Annotated in this window: 20 protein-coding genes and 1 tRNA gene; 13 read left to right on the top strand and 8 right to left on the bottom strand. The window is 67.8% G+C overall.

Features of this window, described 5'->3' with window-relative positions; all coding sequences use genetic code 11:
- The 4 genes from KEG57_RS04270 (at position 1) to KEG57_RS04255 (ending at position 2,809) form a co-directional block, all read left to right on the top strand.
- Positions 1 to 1,101: a hypothetical protein gene (locus KEG57_RS04270; protein ID WP_272417862.1), complete on the top strand. Its 1,101-nt coding sequence runs from the start codon at positions 1 to 3 to the stop codon at positions 1,099 to 1,101.
- Positions 1,098 to 1,646 (top strand): hypothetical protein, encoded by a 549-nt coding sequence (locus KEG57_RS04265; RefSeq protein ID WP_272417863.1) that lies wholly within the window; start codon positions 1,098 to 1,100, stop codon positions 1,644 to 1,646. The genes KEG57_RS04270 and KEG57_RS04265 overlap by 4 nt, the downstream gene beginning before the upstream one ends.
- A 349-nt stretch (positions 1,647 to 1,995) precedes the next feature.
- Positions 1,996 to 2,295 (top strand): hypothetical protein, encoded by a 300-nt coding sequence (locus tag KEG57_RS04260; protein ID WP_272458158.1) that lies wholly within the window; start codon positions 1,996 to 1,998, stop codon positions 2,293 to 2,295.
- Positions 2,296 to 2,536: 241 nt separating this feature from the next.
- Positions 2,537 to 2,809 carry a hypothetical protein gene (locus KEG57_RS04255; RefSeq protein ID WP_272458157.1) on the top strand — a complete coding sequence of 91 codons (273 nt, stop codon included), beginning with the start codon at positions 2,537 to 2,539 and terminating at the stop codon, positions 2,807 to 2,809.
- Between the two features lie 34 nt (positions 2,810 to 2,843).
- Here the strand turns inward: KEG57_RS04255 and KEG57_RS04250 are convergent, their stop codons facing one another.
- Entirely contained in the window at positions 2,844 to 3,122 is a 279-nt protein-coding gene (locus tag KEG57_RS04250; protein WP_272417865.1) for a hypothetical protein, read from the bottom strand.
- A 119-nt stretch (positions 3,123 to 3,241) separates the two neighbouring features.
- Here KEG57_RS04250 and KEG57_RS04245 point away from each other — a divergent pair, with 119 nt between their 5' ends.
- The 3 genes from KEG57_RS04245 (at position 3,242) to KEG57_RS04235 (ending at position 6,333) form a co-directional block, all read left to right on the top strand.
- Positions 3,242 to 5,269 carry an HTTM domain-containing protein gene (locus KEG57_RS04245; RefSeq protein WP_272458156.1) on the top strand — a complete coding sequence of 676 codons (2,028 nt, stop codon included), beginning with the start codon at positions 3,242 to 3,244 and terminating at the stop codon, positions 5,267 to 5,269.
- A 71-nt stretch (positions 5,270 to 5,340) separates the two neighbouring features.
- Positions 5,341 to 5,416, top strand: a tRNA-Ala gene (locus tag KEG57_RS04240).
- Positions 5,417 to 5,697: 281 nt separating this feature from the next.
- The gene (locus KEG57_RS04235; protein ID WP_272417867.1) at positions 5,698 to 6,333 is read left to right on the top strand and encodes a DUF4360 domain-containing protein; all 636 of its coding nucleotides are present in this window, start codon (positions 5,698 to 5,700) and stop codon (positions 6,331 to 6,333) included.
- 64 nt (positions 6,334 to 6,397) lie between these two features.
- On the opposite strand, the gene KEG57_RS04230 is transcribed toward KEG57_RS04235, so the two are convergent.
- Positions 6,398 to 7,021: a histidine phosphatase family protein gene (locus KEG57_RS04230; RefSeq protein WP_272417868.1), complete on the bottom strand. Its 624-nt coding sequence runs from the start codon at positions 7,019 to 7,021 to the stop codon at positions 6,398 to 6,400.
- 210 nt (positions 7,022 to 7,231) lie between these two features.
- Here KEG57_RS04230 and KEG57_RS04225 point away from each other — a divergent pair, with 210 nt between their 5' ends.
- The gene (locus KEG57_RS04225; protein WP_272458155.1) at positions 7,232 to 11,149 is read left to right on the top strand and encodes an isopeptide-forming domain-containing fimbrial protein; all 3,918 of its coding nucleotides are present in this window, start codon (positions 7,232 to 7,234) and stop codon (positions 11,147 to 11,149) included.
- 72 nt (positions 11,150 to 11,221) lie between these two features.
- On the opposite strand, the gene KEG57_RS04220 is transcribed toward KEG57_RS04225, so the two are convergent.
- Positions 11,222 to 12,406: a hypothetical protein gene (locus KEG57_RS04220; protein WP_272458154.1), complete on the bottom strand. Its 1,185-nt coding sequence runs from the start codon at positions 12,404 to 12,406 to the stop codon at positions 11,222 to 11,224.
- A 173-nt stretch (positions 12,407 to 12,579) separates the two neighbouring features.
- Between KEG57_RS04220 and KEG57_RS04215 the strand changes: the two genes are divergently transcribed.
- Entirely contained in the window at positions 12,580 to 13,134 is a 555-nt protein-coding gene (locus KEG57_RS04215) for a GNAT family N-acetyltransferase (RefSeq protein WP_272458153.1), read from the top strand.
- Between the two features lie 5 nt (positions 13,135 to 13,139).
- Here the strand turns inward: KEG57_RS04215 and KEG57_RS04210 are convergent, their stop codons facing one another.
- Together KEG57_RS04210 and KEG57_RS04205 are read right to left on the bottom strand one after the other, a co-directional pair.
- The gene (locus KEG57_RS04210) at positions 13,140 to 14,018 is read right to left on the bottom strand and encodes a 1-acyl-sn-glycerol-3-phosphate acyltransferase (RefSeq protein ID WP_272417872.1); all 879 of its coding nucleotides are present in this window, start codon (positions 14,016 to 14,018) and stop codon (positions 13,140 to 13,142) included.
- Entirely contained in the window at positions 14,015 to 14,905 is an 891-nt protein-coding gene (locus KEG57_RS04205; RefSeq protein WP_272417874.1) for an alpha/beta fold hydrolase, read from the bottom strand. Before KEG57_RS04205 ends, KEG57_RS04210 begins: the two co-directional genes overlap by 4 nt.
- A gap of 269 nt (positions 14,906 to 15,174) precedes the next feature.
- On the opposite strand from KEG57_RS04205, the gene KEG57_RS04200 reads away from it, so the two are divergent.
- The 3 genes from KEG57_RS04200 to KEG57_RS04190 are packed head-to-tail and all read left to right on the top strand — an operon-like array spanning position 15,175 to position 17,376.
- The gene (locus KEG57_RS04200; RefSeq protein WP_272417875.1) at positions 15,175 to 15,699 is read left to right on the top strand and encodes a hypothetical protein; all 525 of its coding nucleotides are present in this window, start codon (positions 15,175 to 15,177) and stop codon (positions 15,697 to 15,699) included.
- A 37-nt stretch (positions 15,700 to 15,736) separates the two neighbouring features.
- The gene (locus KEG57_RS04195) at positions 15,737 to 16,681 is read left to right on the top strand and encodes an ABC transporter permease (protein ID WP_272417876.1); all 945 of its coding nucleotides are present in this window, start codon (positions 15,737 to 15,739) and stop codon (positions 16,679 to 16,681) included.
- Positions 16,678 to 17,376, top strand: a complete 699-nt coding sequence (locus KEG57_RS04190; RefSeq protein ID WP_272417877.1) for a hypothetical protein — start codon at positions 16,678 to 16,680, stop codon at positions 17,374 to 17,376. The genes KEG57_RS04195 and KEG57_RS04190 overlap by 4 nt, the downstream gene beginning before the upstream one ends.
- Position 17,377: 1 nt before the next feature.
- Here KEG57_RS04190 and KEG57_RS04185 read toward each other — a convergent pair whose 3' ends face one another.
- The 3 genes from KEG57_RS04185 to KEG57_RS04175 are packed head-to-tail and all read right to left on the bottom strand — an operon-like array spanning position 17,378 to position 19,189.
- Positions 17,378 to 18,262, bottom strand: coding sequence for a hypothetical protein (locus KEG57_RS04185; RefSeq protein ID WP_272417878.1), 885 nt, complete (start codon positions 18,260 to 18,262; stop codon positions 17,378 to 17,380).
- A gap of 55 nt (positions 18,263 to 18,317) precedes the next feature.
- A complete protein-coding gene (gene orn, locus KEG57_RS04180; protein WP_272417880.1) occupies positions 18,318 to 18,884 on the bottom strand; it encodes an oligoribonuclease in 567 nt (188 codons plus the stop codon).
- A gap of 14 nt (positions 18,885 to 18,898) precedes the next feature.
- Entirely contained in the window at positions 18,899 to 19,189 is a 291-nt protein-coding gene (locus tag KEG57_RS04175) for a hypothetical protein (RefSeq protein ID WP_272417881.1), read from the bottom strand.
- Between the two features lie 3 nt (positions 19,190 to 19,192).
- Here KEG57_RS04175 and KEG57_RS04170 point away from each other — a divergent pair, with 3 nt between their 5' ends.
- Positions 19,193 to 20,119 carry a cation diffusion facilitator family transporter gene (locus KEG57_RS04170; protein ID WP_272417882.1) on the top strand — a complete coding sequence of 309 codons (927 nt, stop codon included), beginning with the start codon at positions 19,193 to 19,195 and terminating at the stop codon, positions 20,117 to 20,119.
- Positions 20,120 to 20,122: the final 3 nt, after the last annotated feature.

The following is a 20,122-nucleotide window of genomic DNA, read 5'->3' as shown; positions in this document are numbered from 1 at the left end:
GTGGAGCCGAAAGGACCTCCTCACAGCATCGCGAAAGGACCGTGCGCCGCGCTCGAGGCTGAGCTCCAGAAGGAGTGGTTTTTCCGGAAGGATCCGGCCGAGAGGGCTGCAATTGCGGACGCGCGCGCCCAGGTCGTTCTCTTGGCCTATCGAGATCCCCTTCCGGAAGAGGATGCGGAGTGGGCCCGCCTGCATCGTGAACGTTCGAAACGGGATCCAGAGCCGGCGCGCCGCGATTTTGCTGGGAGGTGCGCGTACAAGGGATACCTCGAAAGCACGGGCGGCACCTTCGAGGGCCGTGCGGCACCATGGGACAGCATCGATCGTGAACCATGGTGCGCGTTCGGCTACCACGTGTGGAAAGCCCCTGAAGACGAGCCCGAACACGAGACGCTCGCGGCTGCCCTCACCGCGTATGGGAACCGCGCCGGCCAGCCGGCGCCGCCGCCGTCGGAGCCCTGGCTCGCGGCCGCTCGCGCCGTCCGGAAGAATTTCCCCAAGCCGACGCCGCCACCATCCCGAGAGGCCGTGATGGAGGCCGCGCGAAAATGGCTCACGAGCCCGGAGGAGCGGACGCAGCGCCGGAGGGCGGAGGCCGAGGCGAAGATCCGCCCGATTGCGCCAGGACCGAGCGCCGCGCGTGAGGCAGAGCTCGCGAAAAAACTTTCGTGGGTCGAGGATCCTGCCGAAAAGGAAGCGCTCATGGCGGAGTACAAGGCGCTCATGAGCCGGGCCAAAAAAGACCCCGTCCCCGAGGAGGACGCGGAATGGGCCCTCATTCATCGGGAGTGGGATCAAGATTGGCTGCGAGAGTTTCGCCCCGCGCGCAGGGGCATCGCCGCCAAGCTTGCCTACCGCGCGTATTGCGAGACCGAGGGTATCCCCGTAGACGAGAAGGTGCTCGCGACGCGCCTCCCGGACGAGTTCTATTTCGTTGGCGATCGGATGATCGATAAGTTCGAGGAGCCCGAACAGGAGACACTCGCTGCGGTCCTTGCCGTCTATGTGAGGCGCACCGGCAAACCGCCTCCGCGCCCCTCGGAAGCCTGGCTTGCCGCAATCCGCAAGGTCCGCGAAGTCCTCCCGAAGCCCAAACCATGATTCCCCGCGTCACGATTGGGCTCTGCGCGCCCTTCCTCGCCGCGTCCCTCCACGCCGCCACGGCCCACGCCGATCCCGCCCCGTGGCAATTCGACGTAAAAGCCTCCTACGTCGTCCTCGGCGACCACGCCCAGCGCTCGACCGGCGGCCTCATGCCGTCCCTCTCCGCCCGCCGCACCTTTGCCCTGCGCGAAAACGTATCCCTCGGCCTCGGCGCTCATCTCGGCGCTTTCGGCCTCTTCCGCGACTCCGCCTGGATGGGCATCCTCGGAGGCCCCCTCCTGAGCGCTGGCTATCGACCCTCCCGCGCCCCCTTGTCCTTCGAGCTCGCCGCGCACCTCGATTTCGGCCGCGTCCCCGTCTGCAATGCGTGGGGCCTCTGCTCGCGGTATCTCGGCTTCTTCCCCGCGGTTCACCTCGGGCTTGCCTACACGCTCGCGAAGCACCTCGCCCTCGTCGCCGCCTGCGGCGTGCGCTTCCTCCGCACGCTCGCGTGGACCGGCGTGAGCGTGGAGCCCGCGGTCGCTGGCAGGTTTTCCTTCTGAGCGACTTGTCAAGGCACAACGGAGAGCGGGAAACGAGCGGCGAAGGTGAAAGCGGATACGGGCTTGACGGGTGGAAACACGGAGAGATAGCGTACGGGAATGAGGAGGCCGATGAGGTACGCCGTCGCGATGAGCATGCTCGTGCTGGCTGCCATGCTGATGGTCGGTGGATGCACGACGGATCCTGACCTCGGGGTCGATGCGGGCGTCGCGCAAAGCTATTGATGCACGCTGAGGTGAACGCGTGCATCAATAGCTGTTACAAAGCCGACCAGGGGCTGTCATGTCGTATGTGCTGCCGCCGTAATGGTGCGCAGTGCGACGCGGATGCTGGTTATAGCTTCTACTCATGCCTCGGGGACTGAGCGTCGTGGGGCTCGCATGGGCGCCCTCCTGCATCATCTTGAGTGCGGGTCTTGTCCTGCTCGCAGGTTGTAGCCCCCGGGAAAAGAAGAAGGGCCGGTACGATGCATACGATGGCGGCGTTCCGCCGTTTCGGGAGGAGTGCATCGTACCGGGGGACAATTGTTATCGCGACTGCCACGATCGAGAGGCCAGCGTCACGTGTGTAGGATGCTGCCGCGATCAGGATTTTTTGTGCAACACGCAGCAGCAGCATTCCTTCGAGTCGTGTAAGACCGTGAAGTGATCGAGCACTCTGTTGACGTATGGCTGGGCGCCGGGTGCACCGCCGGAAGCCACTCGCCTCCCGGACGAGCTCTATTTCGTTGGCGATCGGATGATCGATAAGTTCGAGGAGCCCGAACAGGAGGCACTCGCTGCGGTCCTCGCCGTGTATGCGAGGCGCACCGGCAAAGCGCCGCCCCGCCCTCGGAAGCCTGGCTCGCCGCAATCCGCAAGGTCCGCGAAGTTCTACCGAAGCCCAAACCATGATTCCCCGCGTCATGATTGGGCTCTGCGCGCCCTTCCTCGCCGCGTCCCTCCACGCCGCCACGGCCCACGCCGATCCCCACCCGTGGCAATTCGACGTAAAAGCCTCTTACGTCGTCCTCGGCGACCACGCCAAGCGCTCCACCGGCGGCCTCATGCCCTCTCTGAAGCACCTCGCCCTCGTCGCCGCCTGCGGCGTGCGCTTCCTCCGCACGCTCGCGTGGACCGGCGTGAGCGTGGAGCCCGCGGTCGCCGGCAGGTTTTCCTTCTGAGCGACTTGTCAAGGCCCAACGGAGAGCGGCTTTGCTACGCCCCGCCCGTTCGAGCGCTCTCCTCGGCCGGCGTGGCATCTCCCGGCGTCGACCCCGCTTCGGTCCGGGATCTCCACACGTGGTGGATCAAGATCAGCGCGGCGATCACCCACGCGATCTGCGTTGCCCGATGCTCCAGCAGCCGGTCGAGCAGGACCTGCCGTGCGTAGTCCCATATCCTCGGCCCGCGCGGCGTCTCCCCGGGGATCAGGCATAACACCCCTGCGAGGAAGGCACTCCAGGCCAGGGTCTTCCGTTCCGTAGCGGTAAGCATGCGATAGCCCCGCCCTCGATACGCGGGATCGCGCCGAGCCTAACGCAAATTTCCCGCGTAAGGGAAGGGAAGTGAAGGGGTGCGGCGCCTCGAAATTCGCGCTAATGGGGGGACGCCCCATGAGCTCCGCCACAGGCCAGCCGCCCCTCGACGCAAGCACGGCCCCCGAAGCCCTCGACGAAGCGCCGGAAGAGGCCTCCGAAGCTGCGCCCAGCGCCGCTTTCGAGACGCCCAAGGGCCTCGGGTGGCTCTCGTGGCACCTCCAGGGCTACTGGACGATCATCCGCGACGTCTACCTCTCGATCGACCGGCGGACCCTCGGCTTCGCCCGGATCATGCTCGGCTTCCTCCTCGTCACGGACCTCTTCCGGCGCACGCCGGACTGGCTCCACATGTACTCCGACAAGGGGGTCCTGCCGACGCACCTGAACCTCTTCCGGCCTCAGGCCTGGGGCGCGTTCACCCTCTTCAATGCCTTCTCCACCGCCCCCGAGCTCTGGGCCCTCTGGGCGGTCCTCCTCGTCACGTTCACCTGCGTCCTCGTCGGCTACAAGACGCGGATCGCCCACGTGCTCGCCGCGATCTTCGTGGCCAGCATGAATGGCCGCATCCTGCTCATCGAGAATGGCGGATACGTCGTTTTCAACCTCCTCGTGATGTGGACCGCGTTCCTCCCGATGGGGGACCGCTTCTCCGTCGACGCCCTGCTCGACTCGATGCGCCGCCGCAAAGAGGCGAACGCGGACGAGCTCAACGACCGCACGAACCTCATCGAGCCGCGCAAGCTCACGCCCCACGTCTCGCTCGTGGCCGGCGTCATCCTCCTCCAGATCTGCGCCATTTATTACTTCAACGTCATTCACAAGACCGGCACGGCCTGGAAAAACGGCACGGCGGTTCATTACGTGCTCTGGGTCGACCGCATGGTCACGCCGATCGTGGCGGCCGTGCGTGGCCTCGTCCCGCCCGCGCTCATCATCGTCGGCACGAAGTTCGTCCTGATGGCCGAGGCCACGATCCCGATCTGCCTCGCCTCGCCGCTCGGCCGCGCCTGGGCCCGCCGGCTCGCCGTCGCGCTCATGTGCATCCTGCACATCGGCTTCGGCGCGACGTTCGTCCTCGGCCCCTTCGCCTGGGCGATGTGCGTCTTCTCCACGTTGCTCTTCACCACCGACGACTGGGACCTCGCCGCCCGCACGATGCGCCGCACGCACCGCGCGCGTGTCGTCCTCTTCGACGCCTCGTCCGGCGCCTCGCTCTGGCTCTGCCGCGTCTTGAAGCGCCTCGACCGCTACGAGCTCCTCACGTTCCGCGCCGAGGAAGGCCTCACGCGTGGCATCGCCGTGGAGCGCCCGAAGGACCATGCGCGCCTCGAACAAAGCGCCGCGCTCGCCGACATCGTCGCGGCCTTGCCGCTCGGGCCCACGGTGGCCTGGCTCTTCCGCGTCCCTGGCCTCTCGCACCTCGTCGACGCGATCTGGAACGCCGTCACCACGCGTGACGTCTCGCGTGTCTTCGGCCTGCGTGTCCCGCGTGCGCCGGGCCCCGTGACCCTCACCGAGCCCTCGCCGCTTCGCCGCAAGGTCGGTCGGTTCGTCGTGACGCTGCGCGAGCTCGCGGTCGTCGCGATGCTCGCGGGCGCGGTGAACCAGGCGATGGTCGAGCTCTGGGTCGTCAACCGCCGCATCAAGGTCCCGCACCCCGAGCCCTTGCGCGTCCTCGCGCAGAAGATGCGGTACTTGCAGGGCTGGTTCATGTTCTCGCCGAACCCCGTGATGGACGACGGCACGATCATCGTCGACGCGAAGACCATCGACGGCCGCTCGATCGACCCGTTCACCGGCAAGCCGCCGGAGTTCGACCTCACGAAGGCGCAGAGCCTCCGGTACAACCAGATCTGGAGCGACTACTTCAACCGCATCCACCTGCCGGCGAACTCCGCGTACCGGGACGCGATGCGGGACTTCATCTTCCGCTACCCGGAGCGCACGGGGCGCCCGGAGGACACGATCGTCTCGGGGGACGTGTACTGGATCCAGGACATGAACCCGCCCTTCGGCAAGACGGCGTCGTACAAGCTGGAGAAGAACAAGCTGTTCTCCTTCGAAAACCCGGCCGCTCGCTCGCAGGCGCGGTCCGGAGGCTGACCGAACCGCCGAAACAAAACTTTCGTCTTGACTCGCGAAGCTCAATCAGTAGAGTCCCGCGAGTCGCTGACGGGCCTGTAGCTCAGTTGGGAGAGCGCTAGAATCGCACTCTAGAGGTCGCAGGTTCGATCCCTGTCAGGTCCACCAAGAAAAACCCGCAGCGAGATCAAACGCCGTGTTCCCGAGCTGGAACACGGCGTTTTTCGTTTTCCGCGCGCTCCTTACTCGGGCGCACGCTGGCGCGTTCGAAAACGCGGGAAAGGAAGCGCGCGAAGAGCGCCGTCCGAGGCTTGCGACCGCCTGCTCGGCTCCTCAGGTTCGCGATCGGACGGCACGGAGGGGGCGGTCTGGGCGGACCCCTGCGCCTTCGTCGTGCCCATACACCGCCGCGGGCCGAACTCCCGCGAGCGATCTGGGGGGACATCATCATGAAGAAGCTGCTCGTTGCGTTCGTCGCGGCCGGTTCGACCGTCCTCGGCATCTCGCAGCAGGCCAACGCAGAGCCTTACGAGCTCGTCGAGCCGCCCGAGGGCGTCGAGATCCGCGGGCTCGTGTACAACGGAACCGGCTGCCCGCAGAGCTCGGTCGCCGGCACCCTCTCCGAGGACCGCAAGGCCCTCGAGCTCATCTTCGGGGCCTTCACCGCCGAGGCGAGCCCGCTCGGACTGCCGAGCGAGGCGCGCAAGTTCTGCCAGCTCACGGTCGATATGGCCTTCCCGCAGGGCTACAGCTACTCGCTCGTCTCGGCCGACTACCGCGGCTTCGCCGAACTCGGGGCGGCCGTCGTCGGCACGCAGACGTCGAGTTACTACTTCACCGGCGGCTTCGGGCGCACCTTCCGCACCAAGCTCGTCGGTCCCTTCTCGGAAAACTACTTCCGCCGCGACGACCTCACCCTCGAGGCCGTGGTGTGGTCGCCGTGCGGCGCGAGCCGTCCGCTCAACATCAGCACGCAGGCGGCCGTCTCGACGCTCGCGAACCGCTCGGGCAGCGGCCTCATGACCGTCGACTCGGTGAGCCTCGTCGTGCGGCAGACGTACGGCATCGCCTGGCGCAAGTGCTGACGCGATCCGCGTGAACGAACGGCGGGCCTCCGGACGTGTGTTCGTCCGGGGGCCCGCGCTCGTTTCAGGTCAAACCTTCGAGGTGGCTGCGGTCGTTGATGCAGAGGATGCGCACGGTGTCCTCGTGGCGCTCGACGCGCTGGACCGAGCAGTTGTCCACGCGGAAGACGACCGGTGGCGGCTGCGAAGCCGGCACGCCGAGCAGGTGGTAGAGGAGCTGGTTGATCGCCACGCCGTGGCTGACGAGCACGATCCGGCCCTCGACGCCGCGGGCGAAGAGGCCCTCGACGAAGCCTGAGATCCGGGCCCGGCAATCGGCGTTCGACTCGCCGCCCGGGGGGCGGAAGAGCGGGTCGCGCGCGAGCAGCGCCCGCCACACGTCGGGATGGCGCGCCTCGATGTCGGCGAACGACGTGCCGGTCAGATCGCCGAAATTGCGCTCACGTAGAGCCGGGTCCGCGACGAGCGGAACGCCTGATTTTTCGACGAGGGGCGCCGCCGTTTCCAGGGCCCGCGGCAGATCACTCGCGAAGATCGCGGTGACTGGCTTCTCCGTGATCCGCCGGGCCACGGCCTCGGCTTCGCGGCGCCCGCGGTCGGTGAGCGGTGAGGGGCCGTGCCCCGTGAAGACACGATCCCGGTTTCCCTCCGACTGACCGTGGCGAACGATGATGAGTTCGATGTGCATGGTGCGAGAGCGACTGTGCTCGCGCTCAGCATAACGCGTCCGCAAGGGGTGAGGACCACGAGCCGCACGTGATTGATGCCTGTAGGCATCGAGATGAATTCTTCTTCATGCAGCAGGATCGCGCTTCTTGCCGGGATGACGCGCGGATTGACTGCTGGTACGGAACTTGATGATAAACGGGGGTTGCATCCGATTGCTTGGAGAGGACGCATGAGAAGAAGAACGGCTCTCAGCGGTATCGTCGCCACGCTCATCTGCGGGGCGGCGGGGACCGTGAGCGCAGAACCGGCGCAGCGTTTCCAGGTCACCCAGCGGGGTGACTTCGTTTTGATCGGCAACACGCTCGCGCAGGACTGTGGTCCTGGAGTCCCCGTGCCGATCGCCGGAAACGTCGGCGCCTGCGGCACGAACACGAACGACTCGGCGCCTGACGTGTACTGGCAAGCGGACGCGCAGGCCTCCGCGAGCACGATGGTGAGCGCGAGTTCCGCGAGGACGACCGCGCAACTGACCCTGCCGATCGGCGCCACCGTGACGCATGCATACCTCTACTGGGCTGCGCGCAGTCCGACCGGGGTGGCCGATCTCGAAGTGACCCTCGATGATCCCCTGGGCGACTTCACCCACAACATCACGGCGATCGACTCTGTGCTCGGGGATCCGCTCTCGAACATCAGCGGGTACTACCAGTCGGTCGCCGACATCACGGCGTACGTGCAGCAGTACGGCTCGGGCCCCTACCGCGTGAGCGGCGTCGACACGGTGGCGCTGAACAACCTCAACAACAACTCGGTGTTCGCCGGCTGGTGGATGGTCGTCGTCTACGAGCTCCAGAGCGAGCCGCCGCGCAACATCACGCTCTTCGACGGCTTCGACGAGGTCAGCAGCGAAAACCAGGATGGCATCGCGGCGACGATCTCCGGCTTCGCCGTGCCGCTCGCGGCCTACAACGCGAAGCTCGGCGTCGTCGCGTACGAGGGCGATGATCAGCAAGGGGGAGACAGCCTGAGCTGGAACGCGCTCCCGCTCTCGGACGCCTCCAACCTCGCCACCAACTTCTTCAACGGCACGCGCTCACGCCTCGGCACGCCCGTCTCGGTGATGGGAGATCTGCCGCAGCTCACGGGCGCCGCGCGGAGCATGAGCGGCATCGATCTCGACATCCTCGACATCACGAGCATCGTCACGCCCGGCTCGACCTCGGCCGAGCTCGTCGCGAAGACGTCGAGCGACGGCTACATCCTCGGCGGCTTCATCACCGCGATCTCCACGCTCAAGCCGAACTTCACCTCGTCCGCGAAGAGCGTCGCCGATCTGAACGGCGGCGTGGTCAACCCCGACGACGAGCTCGAGTACACGATCGTCGTCAGCAACACGGGCGACGACACCTCGAAGGAGACGGTTCTCTCCGACAAACTCCCCGCCGAAGTGACCTACGTCCCGGGCTCGCTCGAGGTCGTCACGGGCCCGAACATGGGCGCGAAGACGGACGCGAACGCCGACGATCAAGGCGAGTTCGACGCGGCCACGAGCACGGTGATCGTTCGTCTCGGCACGGGCGCGAACGCCACCGTCGGCGGTAACCTCAACGTCGGTGAGACGACGACGATCCGTTTCCGCGTCAAGGTGAATCCCGGCGTCGGCGGCAGCATCGTGAACCAGGCCGTGATCAACGCGAGCGGCACGCAAGGCGCGCCCGCCGAGGACACGCCCACCGACGGCAACGGCGGCGATCCCGGCGCGCCTCCCACGGTGATCATCGTCGACTCCGACGGCGACGGCCTCTCGAACGACGAGGAGGAAGCCGGCGGCACGGACCCGAACGACGCCGACTCCGACGACGACGGCGTGATCGACGGCCAAGAGCCGCAGTGGAACGTCGACTCCGACGGCGACGGCCTCATCAACGCGCTCGACCCCGACAGCGACAACGACGGCCTGCTCGACGGCACCGAGCTCGGCCTCGGCTGCGACAATCCCGCGACCAATGCCTCGGCCGGCGCGTGCCGTCCCGACGCGGACATGGGCGCGACGACGACCGATCCGCTCGACGCCGACACCGACAACGGCGGCGTGAGCGACGGCTCCGAGGACGCAGACCTCGACGGCAAGATCAATCAGGGCGAGGGCAACCCGCTCGATCCGAGCGACGACACCACGATCAACGACACCGACGGCGACGGCCTTTCCGACATCGTCGAAGCCATCCTCGGCTCGGATCCGAACGACGCCGACAGCGACGACGACGGCGTCATCGACGGCCAGGAGCCGAACCCGTCGATCGACACCGACGGCGACGGCGTGCCCAACGTGCTCGACGCCGACAGCGACAACGACGGCCTCTTCGACGGCACCGAGCTCGGGTTCGACTGTTCGAACCCCGCGACCGACACGACGGCCGGCACCTGCAAGCCGGACGCGGATAGCGGCGCGACGAAGACGAGCCCGATCGACGCCGACACGGACGACGGCGGCGTGTCCGATGGTTCGGAGGACGGGAACCTCAACGGCCAGATCGATCCGGGCGAGGGGGATCCGAACGTCGCCGCCGACGACAGCACCGTCGTCGACACGGACAACGACGGCCTCTCCGACGTCGTCGAAGGCACGCTCGGCACCGATCCGAACGACGCCGACACGGACGACGACGGCGTGCCCGACGGGCAAGAGCCGAACCCCGCCGAGGACTCGGACGGCGACGGCCTCATCAACGCGCTCGATCCTGACAGCGACAACGACGGCCTGCTCGACGGTACCGAGCTCGGCTACGACTGCAAGGCGCCCGGCACGAACGAGGTCTTCTGCGTGCCCGACGCCGACATGGGCGCGACGAAGACGAGCCCGATCGACGCCGACACGGACAACGGCGGCGTGAAGGACGGCTCGGAGGACGGAAACCTCAACGGCCAGATCGATCCGGGCGAGAAGGATCCGAACGATCCGAGCGACGACAGCGTCATCATCGACGCGGACGGCGATGGCCTCTCCGATGACCTCGAAGAGCACCTCGGCTCGGATCCGAACGACGCGGACACGGACGACGACGGCGTGGCCGACGGCGCCGAGCCGAACCCGTCGTTCGACACGGATGGCGACGGCACGCCGAACATCGCCGACGCCGACAGCGACAACGACGGCCTGTTCGACGGCACCGAGCTCGGCCTCGGCTGCGACAGCCCCGCGACCGATCCGAACGCTGGCCGCTGCGTGCCCGACGGCGACATGGGCGCGACGAAGACGAGCCCGCTCGACGCGGACACGGACGACGGCGGCATCTCCGACGGCTCCGAGGATTGGAACCTCAACGGCGTCGTCGATCCGGGCGAGGGCGATCCGAACAATCCCGGCGATGACAACACCATCGTCGACACGGACGGCGACGGTCTCGGCGACGATCTCGAGGACTTCCTCGGCTCGGATCCGAACGACGCGGACACCGACGACGACGGCGTGATCGACGGCAAGGAGCCGAACCCGAGCGACGACTCGGACGGCGACGGCATCAAGAACGTCGTCGATCCGGACAGCGACAACGACGGCCTGCCCGACGGTCTCGAGCTCGGGTTCGACTGCTCGAACCCGGCGACGGATGCGGCGGCGAACATCTGCAAGCCCGACGCGGACGGCGGCGCCACGACGACGAGCCCGATCGACGCGGATACGGACAACGGCGGCATCCCCGACGGCGCCGAGGACGCGAACGGCAACGGCGCGGTCGACGCCGGCGAGACCGATCCGACGAACCCCGGCGACGACATCTCATGCAACACGGACGCCGATTGCGGCAACGCGACGAGCGGCATGGTCTGCAACGAGAGCAAGGCTTGCGTCGAGGGTTGCCGTGGCAGTGATGGCAACGGTTGCCCGACGGGGCTCGAGTGCACCTCGATGGACAGCAGCATCGGGCAGTGCGTCGATCCGACCGGCGTGGGCGGCGCAGGCGGCGAGGGTGGCGCAGGCGGCGCGGGCGGCGCGGGTGGCACGGGCGGCGCCGCTGCGGACGGCGTCCAGCTCAGCGGTGGTTGCGCGGGTTGCACGGTCGCGGCTGACGACGACGCCTCGCGTGGCCTGCTCGCGGCGCTCGGCGCGGCGCTCCTCGCGTTCGGCCGTCGTCGCCGGCGCGCCTGAGGCCATGAACAAGGGGCTCGGCCTTCCGCGCCGAGCCCCTCCTTCCCCTCGTTCATCTCTCCAAACCTGAGCTCACTTGCAGCAGAAGGTCACCGCGCCTTCGGGCGTGACCTCGCCTGTCGGCGCGCCGCCCGTCGGGGTGCACGAGCCGCTCGGCATGGCAGGGACTTGCTCGATCGACCACGAGTTCGAGTCGAGCTGCCCGCTCACGTTCCTGCACGTGTTGCTGTCGACCGCGATCCGGGCGGTGCTGGCGCCCTCGGCCACGCACATGTCGAGATCATAAAAGACGTACTGCCCGCCCGTGCACGTCGTGTCGGACTCGCACGCGCATGCGCTGCACGCGCGCGTGTCCGTGGCGCTCTTGTAACTCACGACCTGCGTGAAGCCGTTGGGGCACGCGTGCTCGCCCTCCTGCCGGAGGCAGAGGCTCTCCGTGTCCGCGGCGGGCTTCGGCGCGCACGCCGAGCCGGCGCCGCAGCCACCGTTCGAGGTCTTGGCGTCGCACGCCGTGATCTTGCCGGCGAAGGGCTCCTTGTTCTGGAAATCGCTCACCGAGGGCGGACAGCTCCCGGGCGAGGTCACCATCGCCGTCCCGTTCAGCCGGCACGAGAGGCTGATGGCGAAGCCGAGCAGGTTCGTCGGCTTGGCGCAGGCGCCGTTCTGGAACGCGCCCGACCAGCTCTCGCCGCCGCCGAAGCAATTGTTCGAGTTCGTATGACACTGCAGGCCCGGGGTCGAGCACGCCGCGCCTTGCAGATCGCCGCACGTACACGCCGAACACTCGGCCGCGCCCGCGGGATCCCTGAAGAGCTCCTCGGGCTGGAAGCCGGGTTCGCAGGACGTGGGTGTCGCGTCCCCTTCTGCGGTCCACGTGTACGACCACCCCGCCGGTGCCTCGTCCACGCAGGTAAAACCTTCCGTGCAATCGGCATCTGCGCAGTCGACATCGCCGTCGCCGTCGTTGTCCGCGCCGTCGAGGCAGTCCTCGGACCCGCTCATCCCGGCGCCTGCGCCACCTTGCCCGCCCCCGCCGCCGCCTTGCCCGCCGCCGCCTTGCCCGCCGGAGCCGCCGGGTCCCGCGTTCGTGGTGTTTCCTGCGCCGGCGCTCCCGCCGCCGGTCTGGAACACGTCCGACGTATCGGTTCCGCATCCGAAGAGCGACGCACCGAGCAGGGTGAGCGCGCCGCCTGCCATGGCGGTGGAGGCGACGATGGAGAGACGCAATGTGCGACGAGGCCGAACGCGGCTGAACATGGTTAAGCTCCCGGGTTTTCGAAGGATTCGAACGACCCCGAGAGATACCGTGAAACCTGGGATTCGAGAAGGATCGTCGCGCACCCTACCTGCATCCATTGCGCGAGGGGACGACTGCCCTTAGCATCGCGACCCTCGCGGACTGCCCCCGCGTTTTCTGCTGTGCGATGACGATGGCCTTCTCTGCGGTCCCGCGTCCTTCCCAGGTCCTGCTCGTGCCGCCTCGTGCTGCGCATGCGCACCTCTGGTTCGGCTGGCGGAGCGAGGCGCACGCCCAAAGGCACATGCCGATCGAGCCCTGGTCGGTCGACGCGCTGCGCCGAAGGCTCGTCGCGTCGACGCCGGACCTCTCGGACCCGGAGAAGCAGGAGCACCGCTGGATCGTGCAGTGGCAGGAGGAGTGCGTGGGGATCGTCTCGATCCTGCGGCCGAGCTTCCGCCTCGGCCACGCCGAGCTCAGCTACCACGTCGCGCAGGCCCACCATCGCCGAGGCATCGCCACGCACGCGGTGGCGGCGCTCATCGATCGCGTCTTCGAGCAGACCGACCTCGCGCGGCTCTACGCGTACATCAGCGAACCGAACCGGCCCTCGCGCAGGCTCGCGGAGAAGCTCGGCTTCGTGCACGAGGGCACGCTGCGCGAGCATTTCATGATCCACGGACGCCGCGTGGATCAGTGCATCTACGGCCTGCTCCGGCGCGAGTGGGTCTCGCCGCGCAAGCGCTGAACGGCTCAGCCGATGACGGGGTACTTGCGCTCGTCGTAGAGCTCGCCGAGGCGCTTGCGCATGCGGCCGACGACGAGGTCGAAGCCGGCCTGCACGATCTCCGGATCGGAGGCGTGGTGCGGCGCGAGGTCCCTCCCGAGCGCCTCGGAGAGGTGGATCGGGGGCAGGACCTCGGTCGTGATTTTCGCGGGCAGCGGGATTTGCGGCAGGAACGGCAGCGCCCAGATGCCCCAGGGCAGCCCCGCGAGGACCGGCCAGATGTCGGCGGAGCGCACGATCTTCGGGATTCCGATCGCCTTGGCGAACTCGTGGCCGCCGGAGAGGACGACGACGGTTTCGTGGGAGCCGGCGGAGACCACGGGCGTGATGGGCAGGTTCCAGCGGATTGCCTGCGCGATAAAGCCTTTGCGGCCGCCGAGGTCGATGTTCGCGCGGTGCCAGAAGGGGCGGAACGACTCGCGGGCGGCGCCGGGAAAAATCAGGACGGATTGCCCGCGCTCGAGCACGGCGTCCATGGCGTTGCGATCGGCGCGGAGCAGCCCCGAATCCGCGAGCAGCTTGGAGAACGGATCCCACAGGCTGTGCAGGAGATCGTGCGTGAGGACGTAGAGGGGACGGTCGAATCCGAAATGGTCGTACCAGTGGACCCCGAGGCAGAGACCATTGATCGGCAGCACGCCGCCGTCGTGATGGGAGACGATGATCGTTTGGGACGACGGGAGTCGCTCGGCGCCTCGAATCTCGCTACGGAAATACGATTTCACGATCCGCGAGATGATGCGGTGCGAGCGCCGGACGACCTCGGTCCGGATCTCGGGAACGGTATGGCCGTATTTTCGTGGACTGCGGGACGCGCTCGAATGCTGCGCGGCTTCGAATTTCATGCGAGGATCGTCCTGGTCACCTCGGGCACGATCACGGAACCAAAGAATCCCTCGATCGTCCGGACGACCTCGTCCGGGCACTCGATCATGGGCAAGTGGCCGCACCCAGGAATGACTCTCATTATAACCCTGGGTAGCTTGGCCGCCACCTCCGCCGCGCTTTCCCGCGGAATCAACCGATCTCGTTCTCCCCATACGACCAGGACTGGCATGCCGAAGCGATGCGCATTCTCCAGGATCGTCGGGGACACCAGATCCTTCGCCAGGTCGTGAAATACCTTCGCCATTTCATCCATCGTCGGGTGAATGGGCCGGTCGAGGGAATCTTTCACGAATTTCTCGGTATACTCGTTTCGAGCGACGAACACATGGTCGAGCATCGGCATCGCCAAGCGGTCGAGCGTGCGCGACAGGAGCCACGGCTGAAGCAGCGTCTCGGCGAGCCACGGGGTGAACGGCGGGTACCTGCGCATCCCCGCCGAGCCGATGAGCACGAGCCGCTCGACCCGATCGGGCGCACGGAGCGCCGCCTCCGCCACGACCTGCCCCCCGGCCGAGTGCCCGACGAGCGTCACCCGGCGCATCCCACGCTCATCCAGCCATTCCAGGAGCGTGTCGGCGTAACCGGCGATCGTGTTCCGCGTCGTCGGTTTGTACGAGAGCCCGCAGCCCGGAAGATCGAGCCCAGCGAGGCGAAATCGCCCGGCGAAGGGCTTCACGACATGCTCGAAGTGCGTGAAATCACCCACGAGTCCGTGGACGAACACCACGCTTTCACCCTCTCCCGCGTCGAAGTAAGCGACGCTCCCACGCCGGAGCGCGGCGAAGCGCGTAGGGAACGGAAACGACTGCGAACGCCCCTGACCCAGACCACCGGTGACGACCACGGGCCGGAGGGTAGTAACGAGCCGGGCGACGTCGAGCGAAACCATTCGCCTGGGCGCGCGTCCGGGTCGGGTAGCAAGCCACGCCGAACCCGTGAAATATTGCCCACATCACGCAACCACACGAAGGAAAGCTTTTTCGAGGGATGCACGTGGGGGCTCGACGGCGCGCCCACATGGAAGTACATACGCCGCTCGCTCGGCCTCGATCCGGGGCTGGAACGGGCAAGATGACACCTCCTCGAAATCGCCGACGGTCGACCTCTCTTCGGGTGGAATCGGAAAACCACGGCGAGCCGGGCTTTGTGCAGGCCAGCCGCGACGCGCAGGTCGATTGGGTCTTCGAGATCCTGTTCGGCAAGGGCGCGCTCGACAGGGACGATGCGATCGGGCAAGCGCTCGACGCGCTCGTGCTGCTCGGCCTCGCCGACGAGGAGGACGAAGCGAAGAAGGCCAAAGCGCGCATCGCCGTGGAGCGAGCGATCGACAACGGCCTGCGCGCGGGCCGCTTCGATCGGCCGAAGCGCGGCCAGATCCGCGCCATTCGTACCGACGCGAAGGACTATTCGTCCGAGGATTGGACGCTCTGCCTGATGAACGCGCTCGACCGCGAGCCGACCGATCGTGACGCGGCCTTGCGCTTCGCCGCGTACTGGGCGGCGTCGAACACGGGTCTCTCGTTTGCGCGTTTGCAGCGCGGCGGCTCGATCTTGACGGGCCTCGACGCTGCGCTCGAGTCGGCTCTGCGGCGTGGTCGCTTCCTCGACGTGGGCGGCGGCTGCGTGCGCAAGGTCTGACAGGAACGACCGATCGCTTCGTGATACGTTCCGCGCCATGTTCGGCCGGATCGGCGTCATCGCCCTGAACACGTACCGCGAGGCGGTGCGCGCGCGCATCTTGCTCGGGCTCGCGGTCGTGGCCTTCTTCGTGTCGCTCTACTCGCTCGTGGTCGGCGCCTTCACGCTGAAGAACGCGCCGCGCGTCGTGAGTGACCTCGGCGCGGCGTCGATCTCGATCTTCAGCTTGCTCGTGGCGATCGTCATCGGCGCGACCTCGCTCTACCGCGAGCTCGAACAGAAGACGCTCTTTCCGATCCTGGCCCGACCGATCCGCCGCAGCGAGTACCTCGTCGGCAAGTACCTCGGCACGCTGCTCACGATCGTGGTCTTCGTCATGGCCGACGCGGGCCTCGTGCTCCTGCTCAGCGCGGGCCTCGGCGCGGGCGACTCGGCCGCGCACCTCTCTCGCATCGCAGGCGGCGGGCTCGGCTGGCTCGTGCTCATGGGCCTCGTCGGCTGGCGGATCCCGTCGATGCGCACCTACGGCGTGATCCCGTGGGCCGCGGGCATGCTCGTGCTCGGCGTGGTCCTCTCGGGCGTCGCGCCGGACGAGCGGCGCGTCGTGCTCGCGTCGAGCGTGCTCACGCTCCTCGAGATCGCCATCGTTGCCGCGGCGGCCACGCTCTTCGCCTCGTTCTCCACGCCGTTCCTTTCGGCGCTTTTGACGCTCGGCGTGTGGATCGTGGGCCGGCAGGCCGACAGCCTTTCGCGACTGCCGGTGAAACAATTCGGACAACAAATTCACGACATGGGTGTCGTGCTTTCGAAGATCGTACCGAACCTGCAAATCTTCGTGCCGCCGCGGCCGCTGCTCGTGGGCGCGGCGATCGATGTGAAGTTATCTTCGTACCTCGGCATGGCTTCGCTCACGTCGCTCGGCTGGTCGATGGGGCTTTTGGCCGTGGCTGCGCTCGTCTTCAACGAGCGTGATTTCCTGTGAGCGACGCAGCCCCCACGACTTCGATTTCGCCCGAGCGCGCGCGCTTCGTCACGCGTGTCGTGCGCGCGCTCGGGGCCGCGGCGATCGTCGGGCTCCTCGTCGGCGCGGTGACGGCGCGTGTCGTGTGGTCGGGCGAGTCGGAGATCGCCGAGAGCACGGCGGCTTTGCGGCACGGCAACGCGTACGAGGCCACGGTGCGGGCGCGGAGGGCCGCGGGCTGGTATGCGCCGGGCGCGCCGCACGTGCGGGTCGCCTACGAGCGGCTCGCGTCGATTGCCACGACGGCCGAAGGTCTCGGCGATCGGGATCTCGCGCTCCTCGCTTGGCGCGGCATCCGCACGGCGGCGATCGAGACGCGCTGGCTCCTCGTGCCGCACAAGGAGGACCTCGACCGCGCGAACCTGGCCATCGCGCGGATCGAGGCTGCGGCGCCGCGTCCGCCGGGCACGCGGACCGAGCCGCCCCAGCGCATCGAAGAAAAGCAGCTCGCGGCGCTGCTCCGCGACGAGGCTCCGCGCACGCCGTGGGTCGTCCTCTTGCTCGTCGCGTTCGTCGCGTGGGCGGGCGGCGCGGCGTGGGCCGTGCGCCGTTCGAGTGCTTCCCCGGACGGCATCGATCTCGCGCGGGCGCGGGCGGGCGTGTTCGTTGCGCTTGCCGGCGTGCTCTTGTGGGTGCTCGCGCTCTGGCGCGCTTGATTCAGCGTTTGGCGAGGTCCATTTCCGCGGGCACGCTCGTCCCGGGCGAGAACGCGACGACGGGCGAGGGCAGGAGCTTCGGCTTCGGCTGTGCGCCGTGCGTGGCCTCGGCGAAGGCGACGAGCGCGTTCGTCTGCACGTGCACGCGTTTGGCGAGCGAGCGCGCCCCATCGGCGGCGATCTTCCCTTGTTCCTCCTTGTGCGAGCGTGCCGCGCCGATCATCTGCTCCTTCTTCGACACGCGCAGCGGCTCGGTCACCGAAAACAGGATCGTTCCTGTGCGTACGTCGAGGAAATCGGCCTGGGCGATCCCCTGGCTCTCCACGGTCACGCCTGGCGCGAAGAACATGCCGAGCACGGTCGGATAGAGCCACGCCCAGCCGTTCAGGTGCGTGCTGTCCTCGAAGCGCTCCGAATAAAGCACGAGATACCTGAGCCGGTAGCGGGCGGCGATCACGCGCAGCCCCTCGATTCCGCCCACGTTCGGCAGGTCCGTCGAGATGTCCGTGACCTGCGAGAAATGGGGATTTCCCGCGAGCGCCTTGGCGAAATGGTGCGACGCCGTGTTGCGGAGGCCGAGGGACGGCGATCCTTTGGGATCAAAGGGTTCCGCCAGGGGAATCACGCCAATGCGTGCGGGGAGCTGCAGATCGATCGGCGCTTCGAGCACGGTTTGCAGGTCCTGCTCGGTGAGCGCGCCGGTCACGTCCTTCGTGAAGTACGAGCGCTGGAGCGCGGGCGCGGTGGGCGCCACCATTTCGGGCCGCGCGGCGGCGTAGGCCTGGGGCTCGGCCACGGGTGACGGCGCGCCGCCGCAGCCGGCGAGAAGGGCGATCGAGGCGAGGACGGGGGCGATTGTCGAGGCGAGGCGGCTCAGGGCGATCATGGCGGGTATCCGTTCTCCGTGGCGTGTGCATGAGAACGAGATCGCCGCCTTCGCCTTACACCGGGATCGTCAGGCGCGCGAGGGGCGCGAAGAGCAGCTTCTGGTAATGGGCGAGCTCCTCGATCGATTCGCGGATGTCATCGAGCGCGCGGTGCGTCTCCTTCTTCTTCGGCGCCTGCCGCTCTGGACACCACCGCTTCACGAGCTCCTTCAACGTGGACACGTCGATCATGCGGTAATGCAGGTGCGCCACGAACGCGGGCATGTAGCGCTCGAGGAACTCGCGGTCCTTCCAGACGGAGTTGCCGCAGAGCGGCGCCGTCCCCTTCGTCACGTGCTTCTGCACGAAGGCGAGCGTTTGCGCGGCGGCGTCGTCGAGGGTGACCCTCGAGGTCGGGATCCGTTCGAGCAGCCCCGAGCGCGCGTGCAGCTCGCGGACGAAGTCGTTCATCGTGGCGAGCACCTCGGGCGGCTGGTGGATGACGAGGTTCGGCCCTTCTTCCACGACGCGAAGGTTACAATCCGTGATGATCGTCGCGATCTCGACGATCGCGCAGCGCTGTGGATCGAGCCCTGTCATCTCGAGGTCCACCCACACGAGGCGGTCCGACGGTTCGGCCATGGGGCGGAGCATAGTCAACGAAGCCCGCCCCCCGCCAAGTTTTGACCCGCTCGGCTCGCCCGCGTGCGCGTCCTCGCGTCCGGGCGCGTCGATCGGTGCCTTCGCTCGCTCCCGAATGGACTACCCTCCCGGCCATGGCCCGTGCGGCGCACCCCGATGAACACGCGCATCACGACCACGCGCATCACGATGGTCACGATCACGACCACGATCACGACCACCACGACGATCACGACCACGCGCACGACGAACGCGCGAAGGGCGACGCGCACCACGACCACGGCCACGACCACGGCCACGCGCACGGCTTGAGCGAGCTACGGCGCACGCCGATCCGGCGGCTCGTCCTGGCGTTCACGATCACGGCCGGCTTCATGGTCGTCGAGGCGATCGTCGGCTTTTTGTCGGGCAGCCTCGCGCTCCTCGCGGACGCGGGCCACATGCTCGCGGATGCGGCCGCGCTCGCGCTCGCCATGATCGCGCAGCGCATCGCCTCGCAGCAGCGCACGCGCGCCCGCACGTACGGCTATCGCCGCGCCGAGGTGCTCGCGGCCTTCGCGAACGGCGTCGCGCTTGCGCTCACGGCCGTGTGGATCTTCGGCGAGGCCGTGCAACGGTTCAACGAGCCGCGCCCAATCGACGGCACGGCCATGACGGCGACCGCGGCGGCCGGCCTCGTCGTCAACCTCGTCGCCGCGGCGGTGCTCTCGTTCGGCGACAAGGGGCACAACATCAACACCCGCGCGGCGCTCGCGCACGTCCTCTCCGACGCGCTCGGCTCCGTCGGGGCGATCGTGGGCGGCGTGCTCGTCCTCTCGCTCGGCTGGACCCGGGCCGACCCGATCATCAGCGGCGTCATCGCGCTCTTGATCTGCTGGGGTGGCTTCAAGCTCGTGCGTGACACCTCGCACGTGCTCATGGAGGGCAGCCCCATCGAGATCGACATCGCCCACGTGGAGGAGACGCTCCTCAAGGTCCCGGGCGTCGTGGGCTTCCACGACCTGCACGTCTGGTCGATCTCGGAGGGCTTCGACGTGCTCACGGTGCACATCGTCATCGCCCGCGGCTTCCACGGCACCGACGTCGTCCAGGCCGTCGCCGCGCGCATGCGCGAGGCCCACGGCCTCGAGCACTGCACCATCCAGCCCGAGCCCTCCTCCGAGCCCCAGCTCGTCCCCCTTCGCCGCAAGTCCCAGGGGGAAAACCCTTCGACCTCCAACGAAGGGAAACCCTGAACG

The sequence above is a fragment of the Polyangium jinanense genome (genome assembly GCF_028435365.1).
Note: the sequence above shows the minus strand (reverse complement) of the source record. Positions and strands in the feature narration are given on the sequence as shown.